The sequence below is a fragment of the Superficieibacter sp. HKU1 genome (assembly GCF_029319185.1).
GTDB lineage: Bacteria > Pseudomonadota > Gammaproteobacteria > Enterobacterales > Enterobacteriaceae > Superficieibacter.
The window spans coordinates 3,480,537-3,503,696 of record NZ_CP119754.1 but is presented as its reverse complement, the minus strand read 5'-3'; the positions used below and the strand labels follow the sequence as shown (position 1 = coordinate 3,503,696).

At 58.1% G+C, this 23,160-nt stretch carries 14 protein-coding genes; 3 read left to right on the top strand and 11 right to left on the bottom strand.

Going from position 1 to position 23,160, the window contains the following annotated elements:
• Positions 1-105: 105 nt before the first annotated feature.
• Entirely contained in the window at positions 106-546 is a 441-nt protein-coding gene (gene lysM, locus P0H77_RS16600; protein ID WP_276158290.1) for a peptidoglycan-binding protein LysM, read from the top strand.
• Positions 547-606: 60 nt separating this feature from the next.
• Here lysM and fhuE read toward each other — a convergent pair whose 3' ends face one another.
• The gene (gene fhuE, locus P0H77_RS16595; RefSeq protein ID WP_276158288.1) at positions 607-2,763 is read right to left on the bottom strand and encodes a ferric-rhodotorulic acid/ferric-coprogen receptor FhuE; all 2,157 of its coding nucleotides are present in this window, start codon (positions 2,761-2,763) and stop codon (positions 607-609) included.
• A 282-nt stretch (positions 2,764-3,045) separates the two neighbouring features.
• Here fhuE and zigA point away from each other — a divergent pair, with 282 nt between their 5' ends.
• Together zigA and P0H77_RS16585 are read left to right on the top strand one after the other, a co-directional pair.
• Positions 3,046-4,272 (top strand): zinc metallochaperone GTPase ZigA, encoded by a 1,227-nt coding sequence (gene zigA / locus P0H77_RS16590; RefSeq protein ID WP_276158287.1) that lies wholly within the window; start codon positions 3,046-3,048, stop codon positions 4,270-4,272.
• Between the two features lie 89 nt (positions 4,273-4,361).
• Positions 4,362-4,709, top strand: a complete 348-nt coding sequence (locus P0H77_RS16585) for a hypothetical protein (RefSeq protein ID WP_276158285.1) — start codon at positions 4,362-4,364, stop codon at positions 4,707-4,709.
• 111 nt (positions 4,710-4,820) lie between these two features.
• Here P0H77_RS16585 and P0H77_RS16580 read toward each other — a convergent pair whose 3' ends face one another.
• From P0H77_RS16580 to P0H77_RS16535, 10 genes are all read right to left on the bottom strand, one after another.
• Entirely contained in the window at positions 4,821-5,537 is a 717-nt protein-coding gene (locus P0H77_RS16580) for an oligogalacturonate-specific porin KdgM family protein (RefSeq protein ID WP_276158283.1), read from the bottom strand.
• Between the two features lie 103 nt (positions 5,538-5,640).
• The gene (aztD, locus tag P0H77_RS16575; protein ID WP_276158281.1) at positions 5,641-6,867 is read right to left on the bottom strand and encodes a zinc metallochaperone AztD; all 1,227 of its coding nucleotides are present in this window, start codon (positions 6,865-6,867) and stop codon (positions 5,641-5,643) included.
• A 36-nt stretch (positions 6,868-6,903) separates the two neighbouring features.
• Positions 6,904-7,851 (bottom strand): zinc ABC transporter substrate-binding protein AztC, encoded by a 948-nt coding sequence (gene aztC, locus P0H77_RS16570; RefSeq protein WP_276158279.1) that lies wholly within the window; start codon positions 7,849-7,851, stop codon positions 6,904-6,906.
• A gap of 57 nt (positions 7,852-7,908) precedes the next feature.
• A complete protein-coding gene (gene aztB, locus P0H77_RS16565; RefSeq protein WP_276158278.1) occupies positions 7,909-8,751 on the bottom strand; it encodes a zinc ABC transporter permease AztB in 843 nt (280 codons plus the stop codon).
• Positions 8,748-9,452, bottom strand: coding sequence for a zinc ABC transporter ATP-binding protein AztA (aztA, locus tag P0H77_RS16560; RefSeq protein ID WP_276158276.1), 705 nt, complete (start codon positions 9,450-9,452; stop codon positions 8,748-8,750). Before aztA ends, aztB begins: the two co-directional genes overlap by 4 nt.
• 187 nt (positions 9,453-9,639) lie before the next feature.
• On the bottom strand, positions 9,640-11,613 hold the full coding sequence (locus tag P0H77_RS16555) for a PhoX family phosphatase (RefSeq protein ID WP_276158274.1): 1,974 nt from the start codon (positions 11,611-11,613) through the stop codon (positions 9,640-9,642).
• 224 nt (positions 11,614-11,837) lie between these two features.
• Positions 11,838-13,028 (bottom strand): HlyD family efflux transporter periplasmic adaptor subunit, encoded by a 1,191-nt coding sequence (locus P0H77_RS16550; RefSeq protein WP_276158272.1) that lies wholly within the window; start codon positions 13,026-13,028, stop codon positions 11,838-11,840.
• Positions 13,009-15,195: a type I secretion system permease/ATPase gene (locus P0H77_RS16545; RefSeq protein ID WP_276158270.1), complete on the bottom strand. Its 2,187-nt coding sequence runs from the start codon at positions 15,193-15,195 to the stop codon at positions 13,009-13,011. The genes P0H77_RS16550 and P0H77_RS16545 overlap by 20 nt, the downstream gene beginning before the upstream one ends.
• Entirely contained in the window at positions 15,192-16,598 is a 1,407-nt protein-coding gene (locus P0H77_RS16540; protein ID WP_276158268.1) for a TolC family outer membrane protein, read from the bottom strand. Before P0H77_RS16540 ends, P0H77_RS16545 begins: the two co-directional genes overlap by 4 nt.
• Before the next feature lie 68 nt (positions 16,599-16,666).
• Positions 16,667-23,149 (bottom strand): BapA/Bap/LapF family large adhesin, encoded by a 6,483-nt coding sequence (locus tag P0H77_RS16535; protein ID WP_276165162.1) that lies wholly within the window; start codon positions 23,147-23,149, stop codon positions 16,667-16,669.
• Between the last annotated feature and the right edge of the window lie 11 nt (positions 23,150-23,160).

Genomic DNA, 23,160 nt, shown 5'->3' with positions numbered 1-23,160 from the left:
TCTATAACTTTCTGATACAGATGCTTATTTATAAACGTTGCAGAATGTAGAGTAATTATTTTCTGCTACACTGTTGATATCTTCACTGCCTATAACGAGGTAAAAATGGGACTGTTTAACTTTGTAAAAGATGCTGGCGAGAAACTCTGGGATGCAGTATCCGGCCATAATGACGATCAGGCAAAAAAAGTTCAGGATCACCTAAGCAAAACCGGTATTCCGGACGCGGATAAAGTTAACGTACAGGTAACTGACGGCGCAGCCGTGGTCTCCGGTATTGCCCTGAGCCAGGAAGCTAAAGAAAAGCTGCTGGTGGCGGTAGGCAATATCGCGGGTATTTCCAGCGTTGACGATCAGGTCAAAACGGATGCCCCGGCTAAAGAGAGCCAGTTCTATACCGTAAAATCCGGTGATACCCTGAGCGCTATTTCCAAACAGGTATATGGCGACGCAAATAAGTACAATAAGATTTTTGAAGCCAATAAGCCGATGCTGAAAAGCCCGGAGAAAATCTATCCCGGCCAGGTATTGCGTATTCCTGAATAACAGATTGGTTTTTTGGCAGTAGTGCTGTTGGCCCCGACGCTCGCGCCGGGGCCAGTTGTATCAGAACGTATAAGACAGATTCACCGAATAATTCAGCGGCTCGCCGTACACTTCTGAATCGCCAAGCCAGGTGTAATAGCTGCGGTCAAACAGGTTTTCAACGTTCGCCTGCACCGCCAGCTGCTTCGTCATCTGGTAGCGGGCAAACAGACTAACCAGCGGGAAACTGCCCTGCGATACGCGCTTCGTTTCGCCGTCCGGCGCGGTCGCGTCTTTGTAGACCCCATTCTGCCAGTTCGCTCCGCCGCCAATAGTGACGTCAGGCAGCATCGGCAGTTGATAGCGGGTGAACAGTTTGAACGTGGTCTGCGGCATGTTGCTGTTAAAGCGGCCGGACGTGTCGCGGGCGACGTAGCGCGTTGCGCCGAAGGTCATTTGCAGATTATCGGTCACCGCGCCGTTCAGTTCGAACTCAGCCCCTTTGCTGGTAGCCCCTTTTGCCGGGTAGTATGCCTGCTCGCTGCCGCCGTTAACGAAGGATCCATCGATCGCCTGGCCGACGTTATCCTGCTCAATGCGGAACACCGCAAACGTGGCCGTCAGGCGGCCATTCAGCCAGTCGGATTTCAGCCCGGTTTCGTAGCTTTTACCGGTGACGGGTGAAAGATATTTGCCACTGCTGTCGCGTTTGGTCTGCGGCTGGAAGATGGATGTGTAGCTGGCGTAGGCTGACCAGATATCGTTGATGTCATAAACCAGCCCGCCGTATGGCGTAATATTGGTTTTGCTCATATCACCGCTACTGCCGTTGGTGCTCCACTGCGTATAGCGCGCGCCGACAATTAAGGAGAGCGGGTCGGCCAGCGAGAAGCGGGCGGCGGAGTAGGCGGATTTCTGCCGCACCACATCGTCAGCATTGAGATACCAGTCGCCCCATTCAGGATCGATGACATCGCCGTTCCAGCTATCATCAAAACGCCCCATCTGCTCGCTATCAACCGGACCATCGGCACTGTAGGTGGCGTTATGCTGGCGACTGTAGCTCACCCCGGCAACCAGTTCATGCTGGCGTCCGAGCAGGGAGAACGGGCCAGTCGCATAAGTATCGACTGAATCCAGCTTGCGCTTACCTTTATCTTTACTGCCAAAACCGCTGGTGCCTTCACCGGTGATCATATCCGGGGAGCCCATCACGTAGAGCAACTTGTCGTTAAAATTCTCCTCCGCATGGGTGCCATTCACCCGCAGCGACCAGCCGTTATCGAAGTTATGCGTGGCGTTAGCGAAGACTTTACGCGAATCCAGGCTGTAGCGCGCCCAGTCCGCCGAGGTGTTAGTGCTGCGATCGTAATGGGTACGCACGCCGTTGCTGTACCAGGTCGGCAGCCCGCCCCAGGTCGGATTGCCGGTATTGCTCTCCTGATAGTCGTAGCCCAGCGACAGCGTGGTGTGGTCGGATACATCCGCATCCACCACCCCGTAAAGGAATTTTTTGGATTTATGATAGCGGTCCAGCCAGCCGTCCTGATCCTGATAGCCGGCGACAATACGCCCGCGCACCGATCCCATCTCATTCAGCGGACCAGAGACGTCTGCCACGTAGCGCTGCTTATTCCAGCTTCCGTAGCTGGCATTGACGTTGCCGATGAAGGTTTTGCTGTCCGCATGCTTGCGCACCATATTGACCGACGCCGCCGGGCTGCCCGCCCCGGTCATCAAGCCGGTAGCGCCGCGCACCACCTCGATGCGGTCGTAAATGGCGGTGTCAGACGCGGCATCGCCGTAGTTCCAGACGTCGCTGACGGAGGTCGGGATATCATCGTAGGTGTAGTTACTGATTTCAAACCCGCGCGAGAAGTATGAGGAGCGCTCGCTATCGACGATTTGAGATGAGATACCGGTCGTGTTGTCCAGCACCTCACCGATAGATTGCAGATCCTGATCTTCCATACGCTGCTGCGTTATCACGCTGAAAGACTGGGGAACGTCACGCGGCGTCAGGGTCATTTTTGTTCCCGCGTGGGTGGTGAGAACGTTGTAGTCGTGTGCGGTGTCGCCGTCTGCTGGCGTGGCCGACCCTTCGACGACCATCTCTTGCTCAGGCGCGTTCGCTTCCTCAGCGTGGGCAAGCGAAGGGGCAACAATGGCGTGAATAGCCAACGCCAGTAATGAAACGGTAATACCGGACGCGCCGGTTTCCTTGCTATCAAAAGACATACCAGGTTCCTGTCAGGAAGGATAACGCCGCTTCTTTTATTGTGACGTGGTGCAACGTTCGTGTTGCCCACGGGGAAGAAGCTGACTATTTGAGAATGGCAATGATAGTTATTACTATTTACAATTACCAGCGCATATTTACACTTCCTTTACCAATGCTCCGCAGCGCCAGCCGTGATCGGCTTTTACGCCCCATTTTAACAATACTGGCACCTGGTATTGTTATGTTATAACATAGCAAAAATAATCGAATGTTCATGTACTGGTAGAAAAGGGGTAAACATGGCAGCGTCTATAGCTGTACGCGATAATCAACGGAGACTGCCCGTCACCGTTCTTTCTGGTTTTTTAGGGTCCGGCAAGACAACGTTACTGAACCATATACTCAATAACCGCGAAGGTAGGCGTGTGGCGGTGATCGTCAATGATATGTCTGAAGTAAACATTGATGCAGCGCTGGTCAGAAACGGCGGCGCTGAGCTTTCCCGCACCGATGAAAAACTGGTGGAAATGAGTAATGGATGTATCTGCTGCACGCTGCGGGAAGATTTACTGCTGGAGGTGAACCGGCTGGCAAAAGAAGGGCGTTTCGATCATCTGGTCATTGAATCGACGGGGATTTCTGAACCGTTGCCGGTGGCCGAGACCTTTACCTTTGCCGGAGAAGACGGGCAGAGTCTCTCCAGCGTCGCCCGGCTGGATACCATGGTGACCGTGGTGGATGCCTTCAACTTTCTCAACGATTATGAATCGGTGGACAGTATCGCGGCGCGTGGTGAATCGCTGGGCGAAAACGATCGCCGTAGCGTGGTGGATTTACTTATCGATCAGATTGAATTTTGCGATGTGCTGGTGCTGAACAAAACCGATCTCATTAACGATGCCCGGCGAGAAAAACTCACCGCTATCCTCCGCTCGCTCAATTCCCGGGCGAAGATTATTACCGCCCGGTTCGGTCAGGTTCCGCTGGATCAGGTGCTGGATACCGGGCTATTCGATTTCGATAAAGCAGCAGAAGCCCCCGGCTGGCTAAAAGAACTGCGTGGCGAGCATACGCCGGAAACAGAAGAGTACGGGATCGCCAGCTTTGTCTTCCGCGCCAGACGGCCTTTTCATCCGGCAAGATTCTGGCAGGTGATGGAAACTGCGCTGACCGGGGTGGTACGTTCAAAGGGTTATTTCTGGCTGGCAAGCCGTGCGGAGTTCGCCGGATCGTGGTCGCAGGCTGGCGGCGTGGCGCGTGAAGGGCTGGGCGGTATGTGGTGGGCCAGCGTGCCGAGGGAGCAATGGCCGACGGATGAGGCGTCGCTGGCGTATATCCGCGAAAACTGGCTGGAAGGCGTTGGCGATGCCCGTCAGGAGCTGGTGTTTATCGGTATGAATATGAATAAAGCCACCCTCACCGCCAGGCTCAATGCGGCGTTACTGACCGATGAAGAGATGGCGGAAGGTCCCGCAAAGTGGCGGCACTATCCCGATCCGGTAGCGCCGTGGTTTGAGGAGCCGTAACGATGGCGCCGGGGGGCTGAGGCGCACTCCGCCTGAAGCCGCCTATACTTACCCATTCTTATACGATTATCACAATGAGGATCATGACGATGGCCGCGAATAATAAACAGGACCGTATGCCCTATTTTATTTATCTCTGTGAGCAGCGCATTCTGGCGCAAAATATTGACGGCCATATCATTGATATCGGCGGGTACCAGACGGAAGAGGGCGGGATCGCCTGGCTTCTGGATGGCAACAAAGAGCATGGCGAAGGGATAAATACGGAGCGGGAAGCGCTGGACGATATCGCCGGTAAAATCGACTTTCTGTTTCTTGACGGCCAGTTTACCAGCCTGCCGGATTTGTCGGATGATTATGGCGATAAGCTGGAAACCGCCAGTGCGAAGCAGATTGTGTTGAATGAGCTGAGCGACGCGTCCGACACGGAACGCTGATATCCTTACGGGATGGGCATTGACCGTAAAAATATCGCCGTGATCGGCGCTGGCGTGCTGGAGCTTTCCATTGCCCATTCCCTGAAGGCGGCGTCAGCCGCCCGTTACGCCTTAAAAGTTATACGTGACCCCAACACGATAGCGCGTCTGGCGTTCATCAGTGTATTTACTGCCGGAGACGTTGCCGATGGCGACATAAGGCTTCCAGTTTTTATCCACTGAATACGCCAGTTTAAGATCGTGCGACCATTGATAGCTGTTATTATTCGCGACCGGCGCAAAGAAGGCGGTGTTGGTTTTGTGGTATTCCAGTTCGTAATCCAGACCCCACTGGCTCAGGAAGCGATATCCCAGTACGGAGGTAATAGTCACGCCGTTCTCCGAAGTCTCTTTTTCAGTATTCCGGTTTGCGCTATAGCGTTTATAAAACGGGCGATAACGCAGCGACCAGTTTACATCTTCGGCAATATTGATAATGCTTTTAATATAGGGGCGATAATTTGTGTAACCGCTGTCGGAAACAATATTCAGCCCTCCTTCAAGAGAATAAATCTTGTTAAAGCCATACAGGTAGCTGGGCGTAACCTCAAAGCCGTCGCTGGTATTTTCATGATAAATTTTATTATTGTCAGCGTCGCTATCGCCCGTTTTCCATTTCACCTCTGATGACAGTCCAAAGCCATTAGTAAAACGGTGAGACAGTAGTAGCCGGTCTTTATGCGTGTTTTCTGCCCGATCCTGCACTTCGTGACGATAATCAATGCTGAAGGCAAAAGCATGCGTACTGCAAAGTGCAGTGAGCAAGAGTGTTATCAGGTTAGTTTTCATTAAAATCAATTCCAGTGGCAAATTGAAAAGCAAATCTCAATAACGTAAAAAGGAGCAGGCCTGCCGGGAGCGCAGGCCCGAGAAAATAAAATGATTTTTCCTGTTAATCGTGATGGTCGTAGCTATGGCCGTGAACCATGCCGGAGCCGCCGACGGCAACGATATTAAACGGCTGACCGGCAACGTTAATTTCGCCGGTCTTTTTAAAGCTGTCGGCATCCACCACGTCTATTTTACTTTTCAGCGGGTCGGTGACGAAAATCTGCTTGTCCGCAACGGCAATACGCGGGCGCGGATCGTTCCAGTGACCGTCCATCGAGTACGGTTCGCTTAAGGTGACTGACTTGCTAATCTCGCCTTTTAAGACGTCAATCTGATGCAGTTTTCCATCCTCGGTAAAGACGTAAGCGAATTTCGAACGTACCGGGTCGACAACAAAATGCACCCGGCGGGTGGGCAGCTGGATCAGACGGAAGCTATCGGTTTCGGTCGGATCGACCAGGATAATACGGTCCGGCCCGTAATTCCCGATAAAATACTGCAGCCCTTTGCCGCCAATTAATGTTGAGGTGCTGCCTTCCGGGAGGGAGGCGGCATAGGGAAGATGTGTAATGACCGGCGCATCGCCTTTCTGGGAAATCAGCAGAAGTCCCGTTTCACAGGAGAGGGCAAAAATATCGCCCGAACCGGCTGAGCCATGCAGGCCCGGGCACGGCGCATCCTCACCGACTTTTTTCCCGTCAAGGCCGACGACGCGCGCGCCAATCGGCCGTTTTGCGGCATCTTCAGGATTGGGGATTGAGACCACCGCATAGCGATCGTAAGGCACTGCGACGCCATGATGAGGCGCAACAACGTTAACCCGGGTAATCTCTTTCGTACCGGCCAGTACCGCTTTTTCACTTAAGATTTCCGCGCTGTCTTCACCGTCAAACCACTGGGCGACTTTCCCCTGGCGCTCAACAAAATGGCCCGGTTTTTTACCGGTTAAGGTCAGGTCCAGCAGCCGCGGAGGATCAACATCAATATCCGCATGGTCGCCATGATCGTGAAACGCAATGCCGGACGATATCACGGAGACTTCACCCGCGCTGCCCTGAATTGCGAATACGGTGGCACCGCTTTCGCTGCGGGCTAAATTTGCCGGTCCTTTAACCGGGAAGGTCGCCATTTTACTGCTGTTCAGCGCGTCAATGACCGTCACTACCGGCTTATCGTGATCGGCAACGAATAACCGCCAGGCGTTGACCTCTTCATCGGCGTGCGCAGGCATTCCTGCGAGGCCAGCCAGCAGCGCCGAAACAGACGCTGCTAATAAACGTTTTTTCATAATGATCTCCAGTATGTCAGTTATGCGGGGGAATAATTACCGGCGTGGTTTTCCGTTATTCACGGCGGTGGTAAGGGTTGTAACGTTATGCTCCATCATGGCGAGATAGGTGGAGGCGGGACCGGCGGGATCGGATAAGGCATCGGAATAGAGCGTTCCGGCGACGCTGAGACCGGCTTCAGCCGCAATTTGTGCCACCAGACGAGGGTTAGAAATATTCTCTGCAAATACTGCCGATGCTTTATTTTGCTTAATCTCTTTTAAAATACCGGCAACGTCAGCAGCGGAGGCTTCCGCCTCGGTCGAGATCCCCTGTGGTGAAAGGAAATGAATACCGTAATCTTCTTCAAAGTAGCGGAACGCATTATGTCCCACGACCACGGTGCGTTTGTTTTCGGGAATGGCGGCCATCGTTGTCTTTATTTTTTGCTGTAGTGCGTTCAGCTTACGGGTATAGGCGCGGGCGTTGTCCTGATAAAACGTGCAGCCGGGCCGATCGGCGGCGCAAAACGCATCGGCAATGTTTTTCACATAAATGTTGGCATTGGCGATGGATTGCCATGCGTGTGGATCAAAAGGTGCCGCGTGAAATACTGCTTTACCCTCATAAAAGTGATAATGGCCGCCCGCCGGATCGCGAATAATATGCGCATCTTTCGTGGTCTCTGTTACCGGCGCGGATGTTTCACTTGCCGCGATCAATCTCTTAATAAAGCCTTCAAACTGTAATCCATTAATCAAAATCACATCGGCTTTAGCCATCGCAATCGCGTCGGCCGGAGACGGTTCGTACACATGTGCATCGCCGTTGGGTCCCACAATAGTGCGCAATATAATACGATCCTGACCAATATTTTTCGCCATATCGCCAATAATCGAAAAACTGGCAATAACGTTAATTTTTGCGCTGACCTGCCACGAGGTAAATAACAGAAATAACAGCGGGACGTACTGATTAAATGATAGTTTTTTTGCCATTTTCATTGGCAGGTTCTCCTTGTATTTTTAATCATGGCTAATGTAATGAGGGGTGGAATACATTTAGCGCTTGCGCAGCATGACGCTCATCGCTGAAAAAAGATAAAAAACGCCTCCCGACAATATAATCGCCGGCCCGGAGGGCAGGGAGAAATGAAACGAGAGCAGCAGGCCAGCCAGGCTGGAGAGTATTCCCAGTAATGCTGACAGCATGCACATGGAGGCGACGCGCTTTGCCCAAAAGCGGGCGGTCACCGCGGGTAATATCATTATCCCTACCGACAATAATGTGCCGAGCGCCTGAAAACCCGCCACCAGGTTTAGCACCACCAGCGCCAGGAAAATAAAATGCACCGGCGAACCTAAGCCTGAAACAGAACGCAGAAACAGCGGGTCAAGGCATTCGGCAATAATTACCCGCCAGAAGATAAAAAAGAGAAGTAGCGTCGCAAATGCCACCGTGGCAATTAACAGCAGCGCCTCGTGATTTAACGCCAGTACGGTGCCGAAAAGCACGTGCATTAAATCGACGCTGGAGCCCCGTAACGAAATAATCAGCACACCAAGCGCCAGCGCGATCAAATAAAAAGCGGCCATAGAGGCATCTTCTTTCTGGATGGTTAAACGCGAAACTGCGCCAGCGCTGAGCACCACCAGCAGGCCAGCGAGAAGACCGCCGAGGGTCATCGGCAAAATATCCAGGCCGTACAGCAGAAAACCCATCGCTGCGCCGGGAAGAATGGCGTGAGACATGGCGTCACCCATCAGGCTCATGCGGCGCAGGGTTAAAAATACGCCCACCGGGCAGGCGCTTAATGAAAGCAGCACGGAGCCATAAAGCGCATTGCGCATAAAGCCAAACGTCGTAAAGGGAGCAATAAACCCTTCATAAAGCCATCCCGTCATTCAATTCGTTCCTTATCTGCGTGGTCATACTCTGTCCCTTGTTTAAGCACCGCCAGCGTCTCGCCCCAGGCCACAACCCTGCCGTTTATCATCAGGGTCTCTGGAAAGTGCTCGCCAACCAGGCGCATATCGTGGATCACCACCACCACGGTGCGTGCCTGGGCGTGCCAGCGTTTGATCAGCGCCAGCATGTCGCGCGTGGTCTTCACATCAATGGCGTTGAAGGGTTCATCGAGAAGAATAAGATCCGCATCCTGGAGAATGACCCGGGCAAAAAGCGCCCGCTGAAGCTGCCCGCCGGATAACGCCGCAAGCGGCTGGTTTTCAAAACCGGTCATTCCGACCTCCGCCAGCGCATCCGAGAGGCGTTGACGATCCTGCCGGCGATGACGGCGAAACGGGCCTCGCCCGGGCCACAGGCCGAGCGAAACAATATCCTGCACGCAGGCCGGAAAGCTGCGGTCCAGTTCCGATAGCTGCGGCAAATAGGCGATTCGCGTCGGGGGATGAATAATGCATTCACCGTCAGAGGGCGACAAAATGCCCGCGATCCCTTTAAGCAGCGTTGATTTACCCGAACCGTTAGGACCAACCACCGCGGTAAGCGACCCTTTGCGCACCGAGCCGGAGACGTTGTGTATGACCGGAAAACCGTTATAGCCCAGCGTCAGATTTACCAGCTCTACTGCATCGCTCTTCATTCCAGACGTGATCCCATACCGTTACTTACGAATTGCAATGTTATAACATAACAATTTACAATGTAAACGGTAAATGTCATTTCGTTAGCAGCAGGGAAAAGGGTACGGCAGGAGAATATCTGGCGGTACGGCAGGGTAAACGCCCCGGGCGGCTATCGGATCAGGATGCCCGGGGCGCGGTGAGGAGTTACAGGCCGATCATTCCGCCATCGGCTTTGGTAATCACCACCGTTGACGAGCGCGGACGTCCACTGGGATTGGCATCCGGCCAGTTAGACACCGCGCGGGGATTCGCCGGATCGGTCACATCGTCACCACCTTCGCCGGGATGCTGAATATTGATAAACAGCGTGCGGTTATCCGGCGTAAAGGCGATGCCGGTGATCTCGCAGCCGCGTGGCCCGGTGAGGAAGCGACGATATTCGTTGGTGCCCGGAATCGTCGCGACCATCTGGTTATTGCCCATTCCGGCATAATCTTTCTGGTTAATGGTGCTGGAGGAGACGTCAGTCTGGATCCACAGCACGCCGCGATGGTCGAATGACAAGCCGTCCGGGCTGCCGAACTCCGCGCCCTGCATCGACCCTTTGGCTTTCGCATCCTTATCATCCGTGCGTCCCGCCAGCACCAGGATATCCCATTTAAAGCCTGTGGCCGCCGGATCGCCGTTCTCTTCGTTCCAGTGCATGATATGACCGAACAGGTTGGCGGCGCGCGGGTTCGCTGCATCCACCGGCGCTTTGCCCTCCATACCACGATCGCTGTTATTGGTCAGCGTACAGTAGACGCTGCCCATGCTATGCGGATCTACGGCAATCCACTCCGGCCTGTCCATTTTGGTTGCGCCGACCGTATCCGCCGCCAGACGGGTTTTGATCAGCAAATCGCCCTGGTTTTCAAAGCCGTTGCTCTTATCCAGCCCGTTCTCGCCGAAGACCAGCGGCAGCCAGTCGCCGCTGCCGTCGTCGTTGAATTTAGCCACGTACAAGGTGCCGGACTCCAGCAGCTGCATTCCCGCCTCGCGGTTTGCCGAATCGTATTTCTTATCGGAAATAAATTTATAGATATATTCGAATTTCTGATCGTCGCCCATATAGACAACCACACGGTTATCCGGTGCCAGGGTTACTGCCGCGCCCTCATGTTTGAAGCGTCCCAGCGCGGTATGTTTGCGCGGAGTGGAGGAGGGATTGTAAGGGTCGATCTCAACGACCCAGCCAAAGCGATTCGGCTCATTGGGCGTTTTATCGACGTTAAAACGATCGTCGACTTCATTCCAGCGGTAGGAGGCGTCGGTGTCGCTGATGCCGTAGCGCTTCTCCAGCGCATTACGTTGTGCTTTCTTCACGAAAATATCGGACCAGTTTTCTTCGCAGGTGAGATAGGTGCCCCACGGCGTAAACCCGTTCGCGCAGTTCTGCATGGTGCCCAGCACCACTTCACCCTGCGGATCGGCGGCGGTTTTCATCAGATCCTGCTGACGCGCCGGGCCGGTGAGCTGCATCGGCGTATTAACGGTGATCCGTCGCGCATACGTTGAAGGACGCACGACCTGCCAGTCGTTTCCGCTCTTTTTCACTTCAATGACCGACACGCCCATCGCATTCTGCCCCTTGAGGGCTTTTTCATGGCTCCAGTTGGCAACGCCGTCTTTGAACAGCATCCCGTTATCAATATATTCATGGTTCATCGCCAGCAGGCCATGCGACGGATTATCTTCGCCCTGCGGCAGGCTAAACCAGGCCATGCCGTCATGGTGCATCCCCGCCTGCGCGGCCTGCTCTTCCGTGGTATTGCTGCCGTCCATTTTAAATTCAGGCAGGTTACCCTTCAGACCCACCGCGTCACCCCAGCGGTAAAACGGGCGCGCAATATAGCCTTCCGGCACGATCACGGTATCGTCGGTCGAGAGCGGAATACTGGTAAACCCCAGCGCGACGGCTTTTGCCAGCGGGGAAGGGCGGGTCAGCGCGGCGAAGGCGCTTTCTGAGCGCATCAGCGCGGGGAAAGAGACGGCGGCACCGGCGATGGCGCCCGCCTGTAAAAAGCGACGGCGGGAAAGGAAGACATCCGCCACCTCGGAGAATACCGGGTTAGCGCTGGGATTACTGATATCTTCGCTGTGTTCTTTTTTAAATACGGAGTGTAATGGTCTGCTCATCGCGGCTTCCTGTCAGTTTGCCAGAGGGACAAAAGTTGCAGGCCATACTAGGAAATCTGTGTTACAGATTTATAACATTTGCTCCTGATGTGTTCAGTAATGCTGACGCCGGAAAATGAGAAAGAGGTTATCGTGACGGACAGGGGTACCCGGCAGCAGGTGATTGCCGGGCGTAATCAGGGCTCCACCTGAGAAGGTAAACGCCTCGTTTCACACCCCCCTTTCTACCGCTCCCGCAACGCCTCTTTAGCGCGGTTAAACGGTTTTATCAGGTAATCGACAATCGTCTTCTCCCCGGTTTTAATATCGACCGTCGCAATCATCCCTGGCGCGATAGAAAAACGGCGTCCCGCTTTATTAACCAGAAAATCCTGATGGGTGCGAATAAACACCCGGTAATAGAAGATCTCCGGCTTGACCTTATCCTGAATCGTATCCGGCGAAATGGTTTCAACTTCGCCCTCCATCCCGCCGTAAATGGCGTAATCGTAGGCGGTGATTTTGACCAGCGCGCGCTGACCAGGATGAATAAAGGCGATGTCGCGCGGTGACAGTCGGGCTTCGATGAGTAACCGATCGTCAATCGGCACAATCTCCATCATCTCCCCGTTGGGCGGGATTACGCCGCCGATGGTGGTCACCTGAATATTTTTCACAATGCCGCGCACCGGCGAGCGCACCGTCAGGCGCGTCACCGAATCTTCCCGGCCTTTAATAATCGCCGAGAGCATTTCGACCTCGGCGTTAGCTTTCGATAACGCCTCGCGCGCCTGAACGTAATACTGCGAACGCAAGTCGCTGAGCTTAAGCCCCAGATCGCTTTTTTGCCGTTGCAGTCGCAGCACTTCGACGTGGCTGGCCGCGCCGCTTTTCTCCAGCCGCTGAGTGATTGCCAGCTCTTTATTGACCGAGGTCAGCGCCTCTTTTAACTCTGTCTGGGCATCGGTAAGCTGTGCGCGGCGGGAATTATAGAGTCGGGTCTCCGCGGCGATAAGATCCGGCCAGGCTTTCAGCGAATCGGGAAAGAGCAGCGGTTTATCGCTGACTTCAGCGTAAAGCCGCGCGCTGGAGGCGAGAGAGGCCCGGTAGCGCGCCGCGCTCTCGCCGACGTTGGACTCGGAACGGGTGGGGTCGAGACGCGCGACCACCTGGCCCGCCTGCACCTGGTCACCTTCCCGCACCGTTAATTCGGCCAGCACGCCGCCGTCGAGCGACTGTAAAAGCTGCTCGCGCGAGCTGGGAACCACTTTACCGGTGCCGGTGGATACCTCATCCAGCACGCCGAACCATGCCCAGATCCCGATCAGGACAAACAGCAGGGTGCAGAGGACAATAATGCGCGTCGATCCGGAAAAGGCGTTCTCGCGGCTAAGATCCAGGTCGTTGAACGGCGCATCACGCTGACTGGTTTTCATTGTTATCCTCCCGTCCGTTAACCGGCGTGGCTTTACGACTCTGGTTTAACGCCTGCGTTTTCGGCGCGTCCATCACCAGCTGCCCCTCTTTCAGCACCACCACCCGTTCCACCAGGTCGAGCACCGGCACGCGGTGGGTGGCGACGATCAGCGTGCGGTTGCCGAGCCACTGGCCGAGCCGCTGGATAAACTCCCGCTCGGTGTGTTCATCCAGCGAAGCGGTGGGTTCATCGAGCAGCACAATGTTCGGCGAGCGCAGCAGCATGCGCGCCAGCAGAATAGACTGACGCTGACCGCCGGAAAGCCCGGTGCCGCCCTCCATAATCGGGTGATCCAGCCCTTTAGGCTGGGTTTTGACAAAGCGCGCCGCGCCGCTGATCTCCAGCACGTTGAAAATCTCCTCATCGCTGGCGTGCGGCGCGCCCAGGGTCAGGTTCTCGCGCAGGGTGCCGTAAAACAGGCGGGCGTTCTGGCTGAGAAAACCGATATTGCGCCGCAGGTCGGCCATGTCGATCTGCGGCAGGCTCAGGCTGTCGAGGCGCGCTTCACCGCCCGCCAGCTCGACTCCGCCCGCCAGCGCCTGTAGCAGGGTTGATTTCCCGGCCCCGTTGCGCCCGAGAATGGCAACCCGCTCGCCGGGCTGGATCTCCAGTCGGTTAACGCGTAGCGGAATGCTCTGATCGTCGTTGTGGTAGCGAAACTGCGCATTCTCAAACTGGTAATGGCCGTGGAAAATCTCCTGGTGCACCAGACTGTCATCGCGCTGCGTCTCGGTGGGCAGTTGCATAATGCTGTCCAGCCCCACCTTAGCCGCTTTGACCTGCTGCCAGCGGGCCAGCACGCCACACAGGTTCGCCATCGGCGCTATCATCCGCGAGGCCAGAATTGACGCCGCCACCACCGCACCAGTGGTCATCGTGCCTTCAATCACCAGCGGCGCGCCGAACATCACCACCGCTGCGTACACCAGGCTCTGTACGGTGATCCCCCAGCTAATTAACCCCTGAGACAGTTCGCGGGTGCGCAGGCCGGATTCGGCGGTAATGCGGATATAGTGGTTCCACTGCTGCAAGAAGCGGTTCTCGGCCTGCATCAGTTTGATGTCTTCCAGCCCCTGTACGCTCTCAACCAGTACCGCATTGCGCAGCGTGGCTTCGTGAGCCGACTGGTTCGCCAGTACCGCCAGCTTTTTTTGCAGCAGCAGGCCAGGCAGGATCATTAATAGCGCGGCGACCGGGGCGATCCACGCCAGCGGCGGGGCGATAATCGCCAGCACCACCATAAACAGCAGAAAGAAGGGCAGATCGACCACCGTCGACATGGTGGACGAGGTGATCATCTCGCGGATCTGCTCCAGCTCGCGAAGCTGGGAAATAAAACTGCCGGTGGAGCGGGGAATGGCGCTGTTGCGCAGGCGCAGCGCGTGGCTGAATACCCGGTCGGAGACGCGCATATCGGCCCGTTTACCCAGCAGATCCATAATATTGCCGCGGGCGATCCGCAGCAGAAAACCGAAGATCACCGCGATCAGCACGCCGAGCGCAAGAACATACAGCGACGGCCACGACTGCGCCGGGATCACCCGGTCGTAGACCTGCATTGAGAAGATAATGCCTGACAGTGACAGAACGTTGATCAGCAGTGCCGCCAGCATGACCGGACCGTAGGGTTTGAGATCTTTCATCACCAGGCTTTTCAGCCAGTCGGGACGAAAGCGGGAAATATAGGCGTCGACCCGGCTGTCCTTCAGCGCCGAAAGCGGGCGCAGCGCCACCGCATAGCGGATGTCCGCCAGCAGTGCGCTGAGCGCCACCCGATTACGCTGGCGCGTATTGTCAATCACGCAGACCTCAACCGTGTCCTCGCCGTCGAACTGTTCAATCACCGCCAGATGATCGTTCGCCAGTACGGCAACCACCGGCAGTTGCCAGCGGGAGAGCGCGGCCTGCGGGTCGGTTAGCGGCTGGAAAGAGAGCCCGCTCTGGCGCGCGAGCTGGGTTAACGCCGGCAGCCACGGCTTGCCCTGAAACCACGGGGCGTTAGCCTGGATCGTGCCCGGCGAGCAGGAGATGCGGTAGTGCGCCGCCACATCGCCTATCGCCAGCGCCCAGCGATCCAGCATCGGACCGCTCAGCGCTTCATCGTCAGGAAGGGTAGCGTGTGTCATGGCTGGATCTCCACGGACTGAATACGACGATTTTCCAGGCCAAATGCGCTACGCAGTTTGCCGGTATTGTAGAGGCAGTTGAGTTGAAGCTGATGGAGCTGGTTGAGCGTTTGCTGTTGGGCAAAGCGCGCCTGATAAACTTCCTGCTCGGCGTTAAGCACGTCCAGCAGCGGGCGTGAGCCTAAATCCAGATACTGCTGCTGATAGATTTGCCGGGTACGCTCACTCAGCGCCTGTTGCCGGGCCTGCACCTGAAGCGAGGTCGCCAGGTTTAGCGCCTCGCTGCGGGCTTCCAGTAGCTTCTGGCGGACCTGAAGACGGACGCGCTGGATGGTGGACTGCGCCGTTTCAACCGCGTGGCTGGCGGCATTGCGCCGCGCGGTCAGGCCGCCGCCCTGATAAATCGGCATCTCTACCCGTACCCATGCGGAATACTGGGTGCGATCCAGCTCGGCGCTATTGGCATATTTATCATTGAGATAATGTCTGACTTCCGGCTCCAGCGAAATGGTCGGAGTCATCTGGGCATCGGCGTAATCCAGATTGGCCTGCGCCACATTCGCCTGCGCCCAGGCCGCCAGCACCGACGGCACCAGACGGTCATCCGGCTGCGCCACGTCGCAGCTGCGATTCAGCTTCTCAGGAAAGTCGTTGCTGATGGCATTAAGATTATTCCAGCCCAGCCAGGTCATCAGCGTGGCCCGGGCGCTTTCAAGACTGGCCTGATATTGCACCAGCTGCGCCCGTGCGCCTTCTATACGCGCGTCGGTTTGCACCACGTCGGAGAGCGAGCTGGCACCTTCATCGTTGCGCTGGTGGGCCAGATGGCCGACCGCGTTTAGCGCCTCAAGCTGCTCTTCAGCAATCGCCACCATCTGCTGCCAGGTTTGCACCTGCACCAGCGCCGTGGCGGTATCGTGCCCGACGGTATCAATGCTGAGCAGCACGTTGGCCTGCTCCTGCGCCACCCCGGCACGCTCTGCTCTGACCTGGCTTGAGACCTTACCGAAATCGTAGAGCATCTGGGACAGGGAAAGCACCAGCGACGGACTGAATCCGCTGTCAGAGTAGGTATTGGTATAACCATTGTTCATCCCCGCGTTAACCTGCGGGTAATATTTAGCGCGGGCAACATCCACCTGGTCGTTTTGCGAGGCCAGTTTACCCACCGCTTCGCCGATGGACGGATGCCAGGCCACCGCGCGGTCGACGGCTTTCTCCAGCGTCAGCTGACCCGGGGCGGCGGTTTCCAGCGGCAGAGACGTTACGCCATCCAGTGACGGCAACGCCTGCTGTTGGGCGAGATCTGCGGAAGCAATCGTGGGGTGCGCCCCGGCGGCGCAGAGCTGAAACGGACACAGGCAGCTAACCAGCCACCCGACAACGGGCCGTAGTTTTCGCATAAGTTATCCCTAAGAAAATGTCACTGCTTATCTGCCCCGGACGACATCGTCCGGGGCTATTGTGTACATCAACTAATAATGTGATTTTGTTGGATCAGCTCTTCGAGGTTGGTCTGTACATTCTCCAGGGTTACCAGGTTAGTGGACTGATAGGTGGTACCGGCACCGTCCCGGTCAATGGCTATCACCGTGTTATTGCCGCTGGTGGTGACGTTCAGGTAGCTGCCGAGCGCCGCCTGATCGCCATTCCAGCCCACCAGCAGATCGCCGATATCGATTTTGTCACCCTGCGCCAGCGAAAAGTTGCTCCAGTTATCGCTGGCGTTGCCGCCCGTCGCGCTGGTGCTGTCGAGCAGCTGATAAATCAGCGTGTCGGCATAGGCGGTACCAATAATCGTGTCGCTTTGCGCGGTGCTGACAAACTGCGGTGCCATGTCGATGGTCAGCGTGGCGTTATCCGTATGGCCGTTCTGGTCGTTGAGGGTGTAATTGAACGTCTCCTTTGTCGTCATGGATGAGGTGGCGATACCCGGCGTCAGCGTGTAGGTGTACGAGCCGTCAATATTGATCGCCAGCGTGCCGTAATGGCCCTGAACGGTGCCGCTGGCACCGCTATTGGCAAACGGATCCAGCGTGGTGCTGCTGCCGTTATAGCCAGTGATGGTCAGGCGGGTATCGACGGTAGAGAGCTGATCCAGCACGCCGCCCGCGTCGCTGCCGTCAAAGATATTGCCGCTGACGGTATGCACGCCGCTGGTCTCGAAGTTGTCGAGATCGTAGGTGGTGCCGGTTACGCTCGGGGTGATGGTAATGGTTCCCACCGAGAGCGCCCCGATACTGCCGGTATAGCTCAGCGTATAGTTGCCGGAATGCAGCTCCAGCCCGCCCAGATCTACCGCAATGCTGTTGCCGAGCAGCGCACCGCCGTTAAAAGAGCCGCTGCGCAGAACGGTGGTGCCGTCAGACAGCGTCCAGTTAACGGTCAGCCCGCCCAGCGCCAGCCCGGAAGCGACGGTAAAGTGCAGCACCGCCTCTTTCACCGCGGTACCCGCCGCCACTTCGATGACGCCGCTGCCGGTTCCGCCGGTGCGGGAGAAGAGCGAACTGGTCCAGCCGGCGCTGCCCACCGCATTGTCGGTAAAGGCGGTGGTATCCTGCACGGTGTTAAAGGTCATCAGCGGGCTGACATCATCCACCGCATCCACCGACAGCGGCGTGGCGGTGATATTCAGCGATGCGCTGTCGGTGCCGCCCTCCGGCGTGCTCACGGTATAGATAAAGCTATCCGGTACGTTAATGCTGTCAGCCCCGAGGCCGCTACGCAGCGTATAGCTGTAGTTCCCCGCCTGATCGATGGTCAGGGTGCCGTAACTGCCTTCGATGGTCGCCCCTTGTGCGCCCACCGCGACGCCATTTACCTCCGTAATGACAGTGCCCGCCGGGGCAACGTCATTCTCCAGCACATTACCCTCGGTGCTGGCGCTGATGCTCTCCACGTTATAAACATGATCCTGAAGAATATTCAGGGTGTAGCCCGTCAGCGCGGTTACACCGGAAGCGTTATTCAACAGGAACAGGTACTCGCCGCCCGGCAGCGTGAGGGTGAGCTGGCTGGACTGACCGCCCAGCAGCGGCACCTGTAGCCAGCCGGGCTCGACACGGTACTGCTCAAACTGCTGAATGGCGTCGTTAAAGCGGTAGACGTAAAGATCGAAGGTTGAGAGCAACGCCACGCCGCCTGCAGAGGATTGCAGGGTCAACGTGCGGGTGGAGCCTTCTTCAACGTCAAAGATGATCGGGTTGGTCAGGTTATCCAGAATATTGGCGTTGAGGACATTACCCAGCGCGATCCCCACCACCGAGAAGCTGGACTGGGAAGAGGGACCGTTATCAACGGCTTCGACCTGGGTTTCATAATTCAGCGTCGCGGTGTTGTCGACGGCGGTCACGGCGTTGCCCGCCGCACCCTCGCCGAGGGCGACCACCAGCTGCGCCGTGTCGCTGACGCCGTCGTGGGTAATGGTATAGGTGAAGCTTTCCGTACGTCCCAGGATCGTCGGCGAGGTGCTGGTCAGCGCGTAGCTGTAGCTGCCGTCCGGATTGATGGTCAGCGTCCCGTACAGACCGTCAATGCTCGCTCCGCCAGCGCCCACCGTCACCGTCTGGCCGCTGGCGTTGGTAACCTGGCTGACCACCGTGCCGTTCGGCGCGCTGTCAGCGCCGCTCACCGGATCGATATCCTGGATCACGTTGCCAACGTGCGTGGTTTCACCATTCAGCGTGCCTGCGCTGGTTTGCGTCACCGAGACGTTAAGGCTGGTGAAGGAGCCGGTCGCCAGCAGGCTGGAGTTGTAGCTCAGCACGCGGTACGTGCCGCCGGTCAGTCCGTCGAGGTTAAAGTTGACGCTGCTGCCGTTCAGCGTCAGCAGATCGGCAAACTGCGGCTGCGAGGAGTCCGCCACCGTCACCCACGCATTGCTGACGGCGTCGAGGCGCTGCACGGCAATTTGCTGGGTATTCAGCAGCGACAGCACGATCCCGGTGGCGGCGGAATCAATGCTGATATCCGCGCTGCCGCCCTCGGCGACGTCAAAGGTGACCTGCGCCGTGTCGTTGCCGATCACCGTCGCACTGTTGCCGAGCGCGCCGACCAGCAGAACGCCATAGTCACTGTAGTTCTCGTTTGTGACGGTGGCATCTGTCGTCAGATCCAGCTCCGCGACGTTATCGCTGGCTGAAAGCGGCAGTACCGGCGCGGTCAGCGGCGTGGCGGCGGAGACGTTGCCCGCCGCGTCGCGGGCAGTGACGGAGATCGTCTCGCCTTCGGTCTGCCGATCGTCCAGGGTGAGGCTCCATGCGCCATTATCGCCAGCCGTGGTGGTCAGCTGCACGTTGCCGGGTAGCGTAACGGTGACGGTGCTGCCCGCTTCAGCGGTGCCGCTGATGACGCTGCCGTCAGCGTTAATCGCCGCCTGTGGTGCGGCGGGGGCGATCGTATCCACCACCACGTTATAAATTGCGGAGGCGCTACTGGTGTTGCCCGCCGCGTCGGTGGCGGTGGCGGTCAGGTTATGCGCCCCTTGCGCCAGGTTAGCCCCCGGCGTGAACGACCAGTTGCCGTCGGCCGCGACCGTCGCGGTGCCGATCTGCACGCCGTTATCCAGAATACGCAGCGTGGCACCCGCTTCGCCGGTGCCGCTCAGCGTCGGGCGGGCATCGTTAGTAGCGGAACCATTGCCGACCACGCCGGTTACCGGCGCAACGTCATCCGTAACGGCGACAATAACCGGCGCGTCCGGCGCGGTAGTATCGACGGTAAGCGTGAATGGACCGGAGAGCGGGCTGGTATTGCCCGCCGCATCCGTTACCGATGCCGTCAGGGTATGCGGGCCGCTGGCAAGCGCCGTCGCTGGCGTAAGGCTCCAGTTGCCATTATTTCCCACCGTGGTCACGCCAATTTCCACGTTATTGTCAAAGAGCCGCAGCGTGGTACCCGGTTCGCCCCTGCCGCTGAACGCAGGCTGGGTGTCATCGGTGGTACGGCCGCTGGTCAGGGGGCCGGTGACGCTACCGATATTATCGGTGGCCAGCGCGATAACCGGCGCGGCGGGCAGCACGGTATCGACAACGACGGTAAACGGATCGGACGCCGGGCCGCTGTTGCCTGCCGGATCGGTGGCGACAGCGGTGAAAGCGTGACTGCCGTTAGCAAGCGCGGTTTCAGGGGTGAAGCTCCATTCGCCAGCCTCATTCGCCTGCGTCGAGCCGATAGCCACGCCGTTATCCAGGATCTGCACCGTGGCTCCCGCTTCGCTGGTGCCGCGCAGCAAAGGCCGCGTGTCGTCGGTAGACTGGCCGCCTGCCAGCGGACCGGTCACGCTGCCGACATCGTCAGTAATGCTGGTGATAGCCGGGGCCACCGGCGCGGTAGTGTCTACAATAACATCAAACGCCGCCGACGCCGGGCCGGTATTGCCTGCCGCGTCGGTCGCCACTACCGTCAAGGCATGCGGACCCTCCGCCAGCGGCTCATCCGGCGTAAAGATCCAGTTGCCGGTGCCGCCCACCGTCACGACGCCGATTTCCACGCCGTTATCAAGCACTTGCAGCGTCGAACCCGCTTCCGCGCTGCCGCTCAGCGTCGGGCGCGTTTCGTCCGTGGTTTGTCCCGATGTCAGCGCCCCGGTCAGCGGACCGGTCGCATCGACGACGGAGACAATGCCCGGCGCGGCCGGGGCTGTGGTATCCACCGTAATGCTAAAGGCCGGGGAGGCGGCGCTGGTGTTGCCCGCCGCATCGCTGGCAGTGGCGGTAAATCGGTGTACCCCGTCTGCCAGCGGCGCGTCAGGCGTAAAGGTCCATGCGCCCGTATTATCGACCAGCACGGTGCCGATCGATGCCCCGTTATCGAGGATTTGCACGGTCGCGCCCGTGACGCCCGTCCCGCTGAGGAGCGGCCGGGCGTCATCGGTGACCTGGTCCTGCGCCAGCGCACCGGTAATCGCACCGACATCATCGGTAATGCTGGCGATGACAGGCGTGGCTGGCGCAGCGGTATTGATGGTGATATCAAATCCTGCCGTGGCTGGTCCGGTATTGCCTGCGGCATCCACCGCGCTCAGCGTGAAGCTGTGCGGCCCGCTGGCGAGGGCTGTCGTCGGGGTAAAGGTCCAGGCTCCGCTATCGCTGGCCTGTGCGCTGCCAATCTGTGCACCGTTGTCAAAAATCAGCACCGTGGCGTTAGCCTCAGCGGTACCGTTGAGCGTCGGCGTGGTGTCGTCGGTCGTCTGGCCGGAGACGAGTGGCCCGGTAACGGTGCCGACGTTATCCACCACGCTGGTCAGCACGGGTTGTACTGGCGCGAGGGTATCCACCACCACCGTGAACGGCGACGAGGCCGGGCCGGTATTGCCCGCCGCGTCGGTGGCGATGGCTGTCAGCGCGTGCTCGCCTTCGCTCAGCGCGGCGGCCGGGGTAAAGCTCCAGTTGCCCTCAGCATCCGCCACGACGCTGCCCAGCAGTTCGTCGTTATCGTAAATAGTGACCGTCGCCCCGGCTTCCGTCGTACCGCTCAGCCCAGGCTGCGCATCGTTGGTGACCTGGCCGCTGACCAGCGGGCCGGTCAGCGCATCGACATTGTCGGTGACGTCGGTAATAACCGGTGCCTCCGGCGCGACGGTATCAACGATAATCGTGACCGGCGAGGAGGTGCCGCCCGTACCGTTTGCGTTGGTGGCATTCACCGCGAAGGTATGCGGACCGTCGGCAAGCGTTGCGGGCAGGTTGTACGACCACGCGCCACCGGCATCGGCATCGGCCTCCACGGTATCCACGATTGCACCATCGACAATGATCGTTACCAGCACGTCCGGCTGGGCGGTGCCACTCAGCGAAAGCTGATTATCGTCTGTGCTCTGGCCGTTGGTCAGATTCCCCGTCAGCGGACCAACATCATCGGCGATGGCGGTGATCACCGGCACCGATGGCAGGCCCGAGTTCGAGGCCGGGAACACGGTTGGATCGCTGATATTGCCTGCCGCATCCTGAACGACGACGGTCAGCGGCGAGCCGCTGGTCTGCGCCGGGGTCAGGGTGACGGTAAAGTTGCGATCCTCGCCGATAACCGCGCTGCCCAGCACGTTCCCCAGCGCATCGCTGACAATGGCCGTCGCGCCAGCCTCCGCCGTGCCCGACACCGAGGTGCCGTCGCCAGGGGTGGTCAGGTTGTCCGGCGCATCCGGCGCGGTCAGGTCCACGTTAAGGGTAAACGAGGCAGAGCGTCCGCTGGCGTTGCCCGCCGCGTCCGTCGCGCTGACGGTCAGAACATAATTTCCCTCGCCCAGCGGGGTGGCCGGGGTAAAGGTCCAGTTGCCGGCATCGTCGACGTCCGCCGTGCCGATTTGCTCGTCGTTGGCGTACAGCGTCACCGTGCTACCCGCTTCAGCCGTGCCGCGGATCAGCGGCTGGGTATCATCGGTATAGCCGCCGTTGGTCAGCGGCGCGGTGAACGGCCCGACGTTATCTTCTACCGCATTAATGGTCGGCGCGGCAGGCGCGGTGGCGTCTATGGTGAAGGAGAACGGCGCGGTGGCCGCGCTGACGTTACCCGCGGCATCGGTGGCGGTGACGGTCAGCGTATACAGACCGTCTGCCAGCGGGGTGGACGGCGTAAAGCGCCAGTTCCCCGCGTCGTCCGCCAGCGTGGTGCCAATCGCCGTGCCGTCATTGTAAATGGTGACGGTGCTGTTTACCGGCGCGGTGCCGGTGAGCGTTGGCAGGTTGTCATCGCTCAGATCGCCGCTGGCAAGCGGGCCGGTCTCTGCGCCGACGTTATCTTCAACGCTGAGCAGCACTGGGGTAGCCGGTATGGCGGTCTGTACGTCGATGACGAAAGGCGCAGACGGACCGCTGGCGTTGCCTGCCGGATCGGTGGCGGTCAGCGTAAAGCTGTGCTCGCCCACCTCCAGCGGCGCGGCTGGCGTAAAGCGCCAGCTGCCGTCGGGATCCACCAGCGCTGTCCCGAGCGTATCATCGCCGTCATAGACGGTAATGGTATCGCCCG

What these genes read in the sequence shown, in the direction of transcription:
- P0H77_RS16540 (WP_276158268.1), bottom strand. Translation starts at nt 16,598, where the DNA reads ATGCGAAAACTACGGCCCGTTGTCGGGTGGCTGGTTAGCTGCCTGTGT.
- zigA (WP_276158287.1), top strand. Translation starts at nt 3,046, where the DNA reads ATGGCAGCGTCTATAGCTGTACGCGATAATCAACGGAGACTGCCCGTC.
- aztB (WP_276158278.1), bottom strand. Translation starts at nt 8,751, where the DNA reads ATGACGGGATGGCTTTATGAAGGGTTTATTGCTCCCTTTACGACGTTT.
- P0H77_RS16580 (WP_276158283.1), bottom strand. Translation starts at nt 5,537, where the DNA reads ATGAAAACTAACCTGATAACACTCTTGCTCACTGCACTTTGCAGTACG.
- P0H77_RS16585 (WP_276158285.1), top strand. Translation starts at nt 4,362, where the DNA reads ATGGCCGCGAATAATAAACAGGACCGTATGCCCTATTTTATTTATCTC.
- fhuE (WP_276158288.1), bottom strand. Translation starts at nt 2,763, where the DNA reads ATGTCTTTTGATAGCAAGGAAACCGGCGCGTCCGGTATTACCGTTTCA.
- P0H77_RS16545 (WP_276158270.1), bottom strand. Translation starts at nt 15,195, where the DNA reads ATGACACACGCTACCCTTCCTGACGATGAAGCGCTGAGCGGTCCGATG.
- P0H77_RS16555 (WP_276158274.1), bottom strand. Translation starts at nt 11,613, where the DNA reads ATGAGCAGACCATTACACTCCGTATTTAAAAAAGAACACAGCGAAGAT.
- aztD (WP_276158281.1), bottom strand. Translation starts at nt 6,867, where the DNA reads ATGAAAAAACGTTTATTAGCAGCGTCTGTTTCGGCGCTGCTGGCTGGC.
- aztA (WP_276158276.1), bottom strand. Translation starts at nt 9,452, where the DNA reads ATGAAGAGCGATGCAGTAGAGCTGGTAAATCTGACGCTGGGCTATAAC.
- lysM (WP_276158290.1), top strand. Translation starts at nt 106, where the DNA reads ATGGGACTGTTTAACTTTGTAAAAGATGCTGGCGAGAAACTCTGGGAT.
- P0H77_RS16550 (WP_276158272.1), bottom strand. Translation starts at nt 13,028, where the DNA reads ATGAAAACCAGTCAGCGTGATGCGCCGTTCAACGACCTGGATCTTAGC.
- aztC (WP_276158279.1), bottom strand. Translation starts at nt 7,851, where the DNA reads ATGAAAATGGCAAAAAAACTATCATTTAATCAGTACGTCCCGCTGTTA.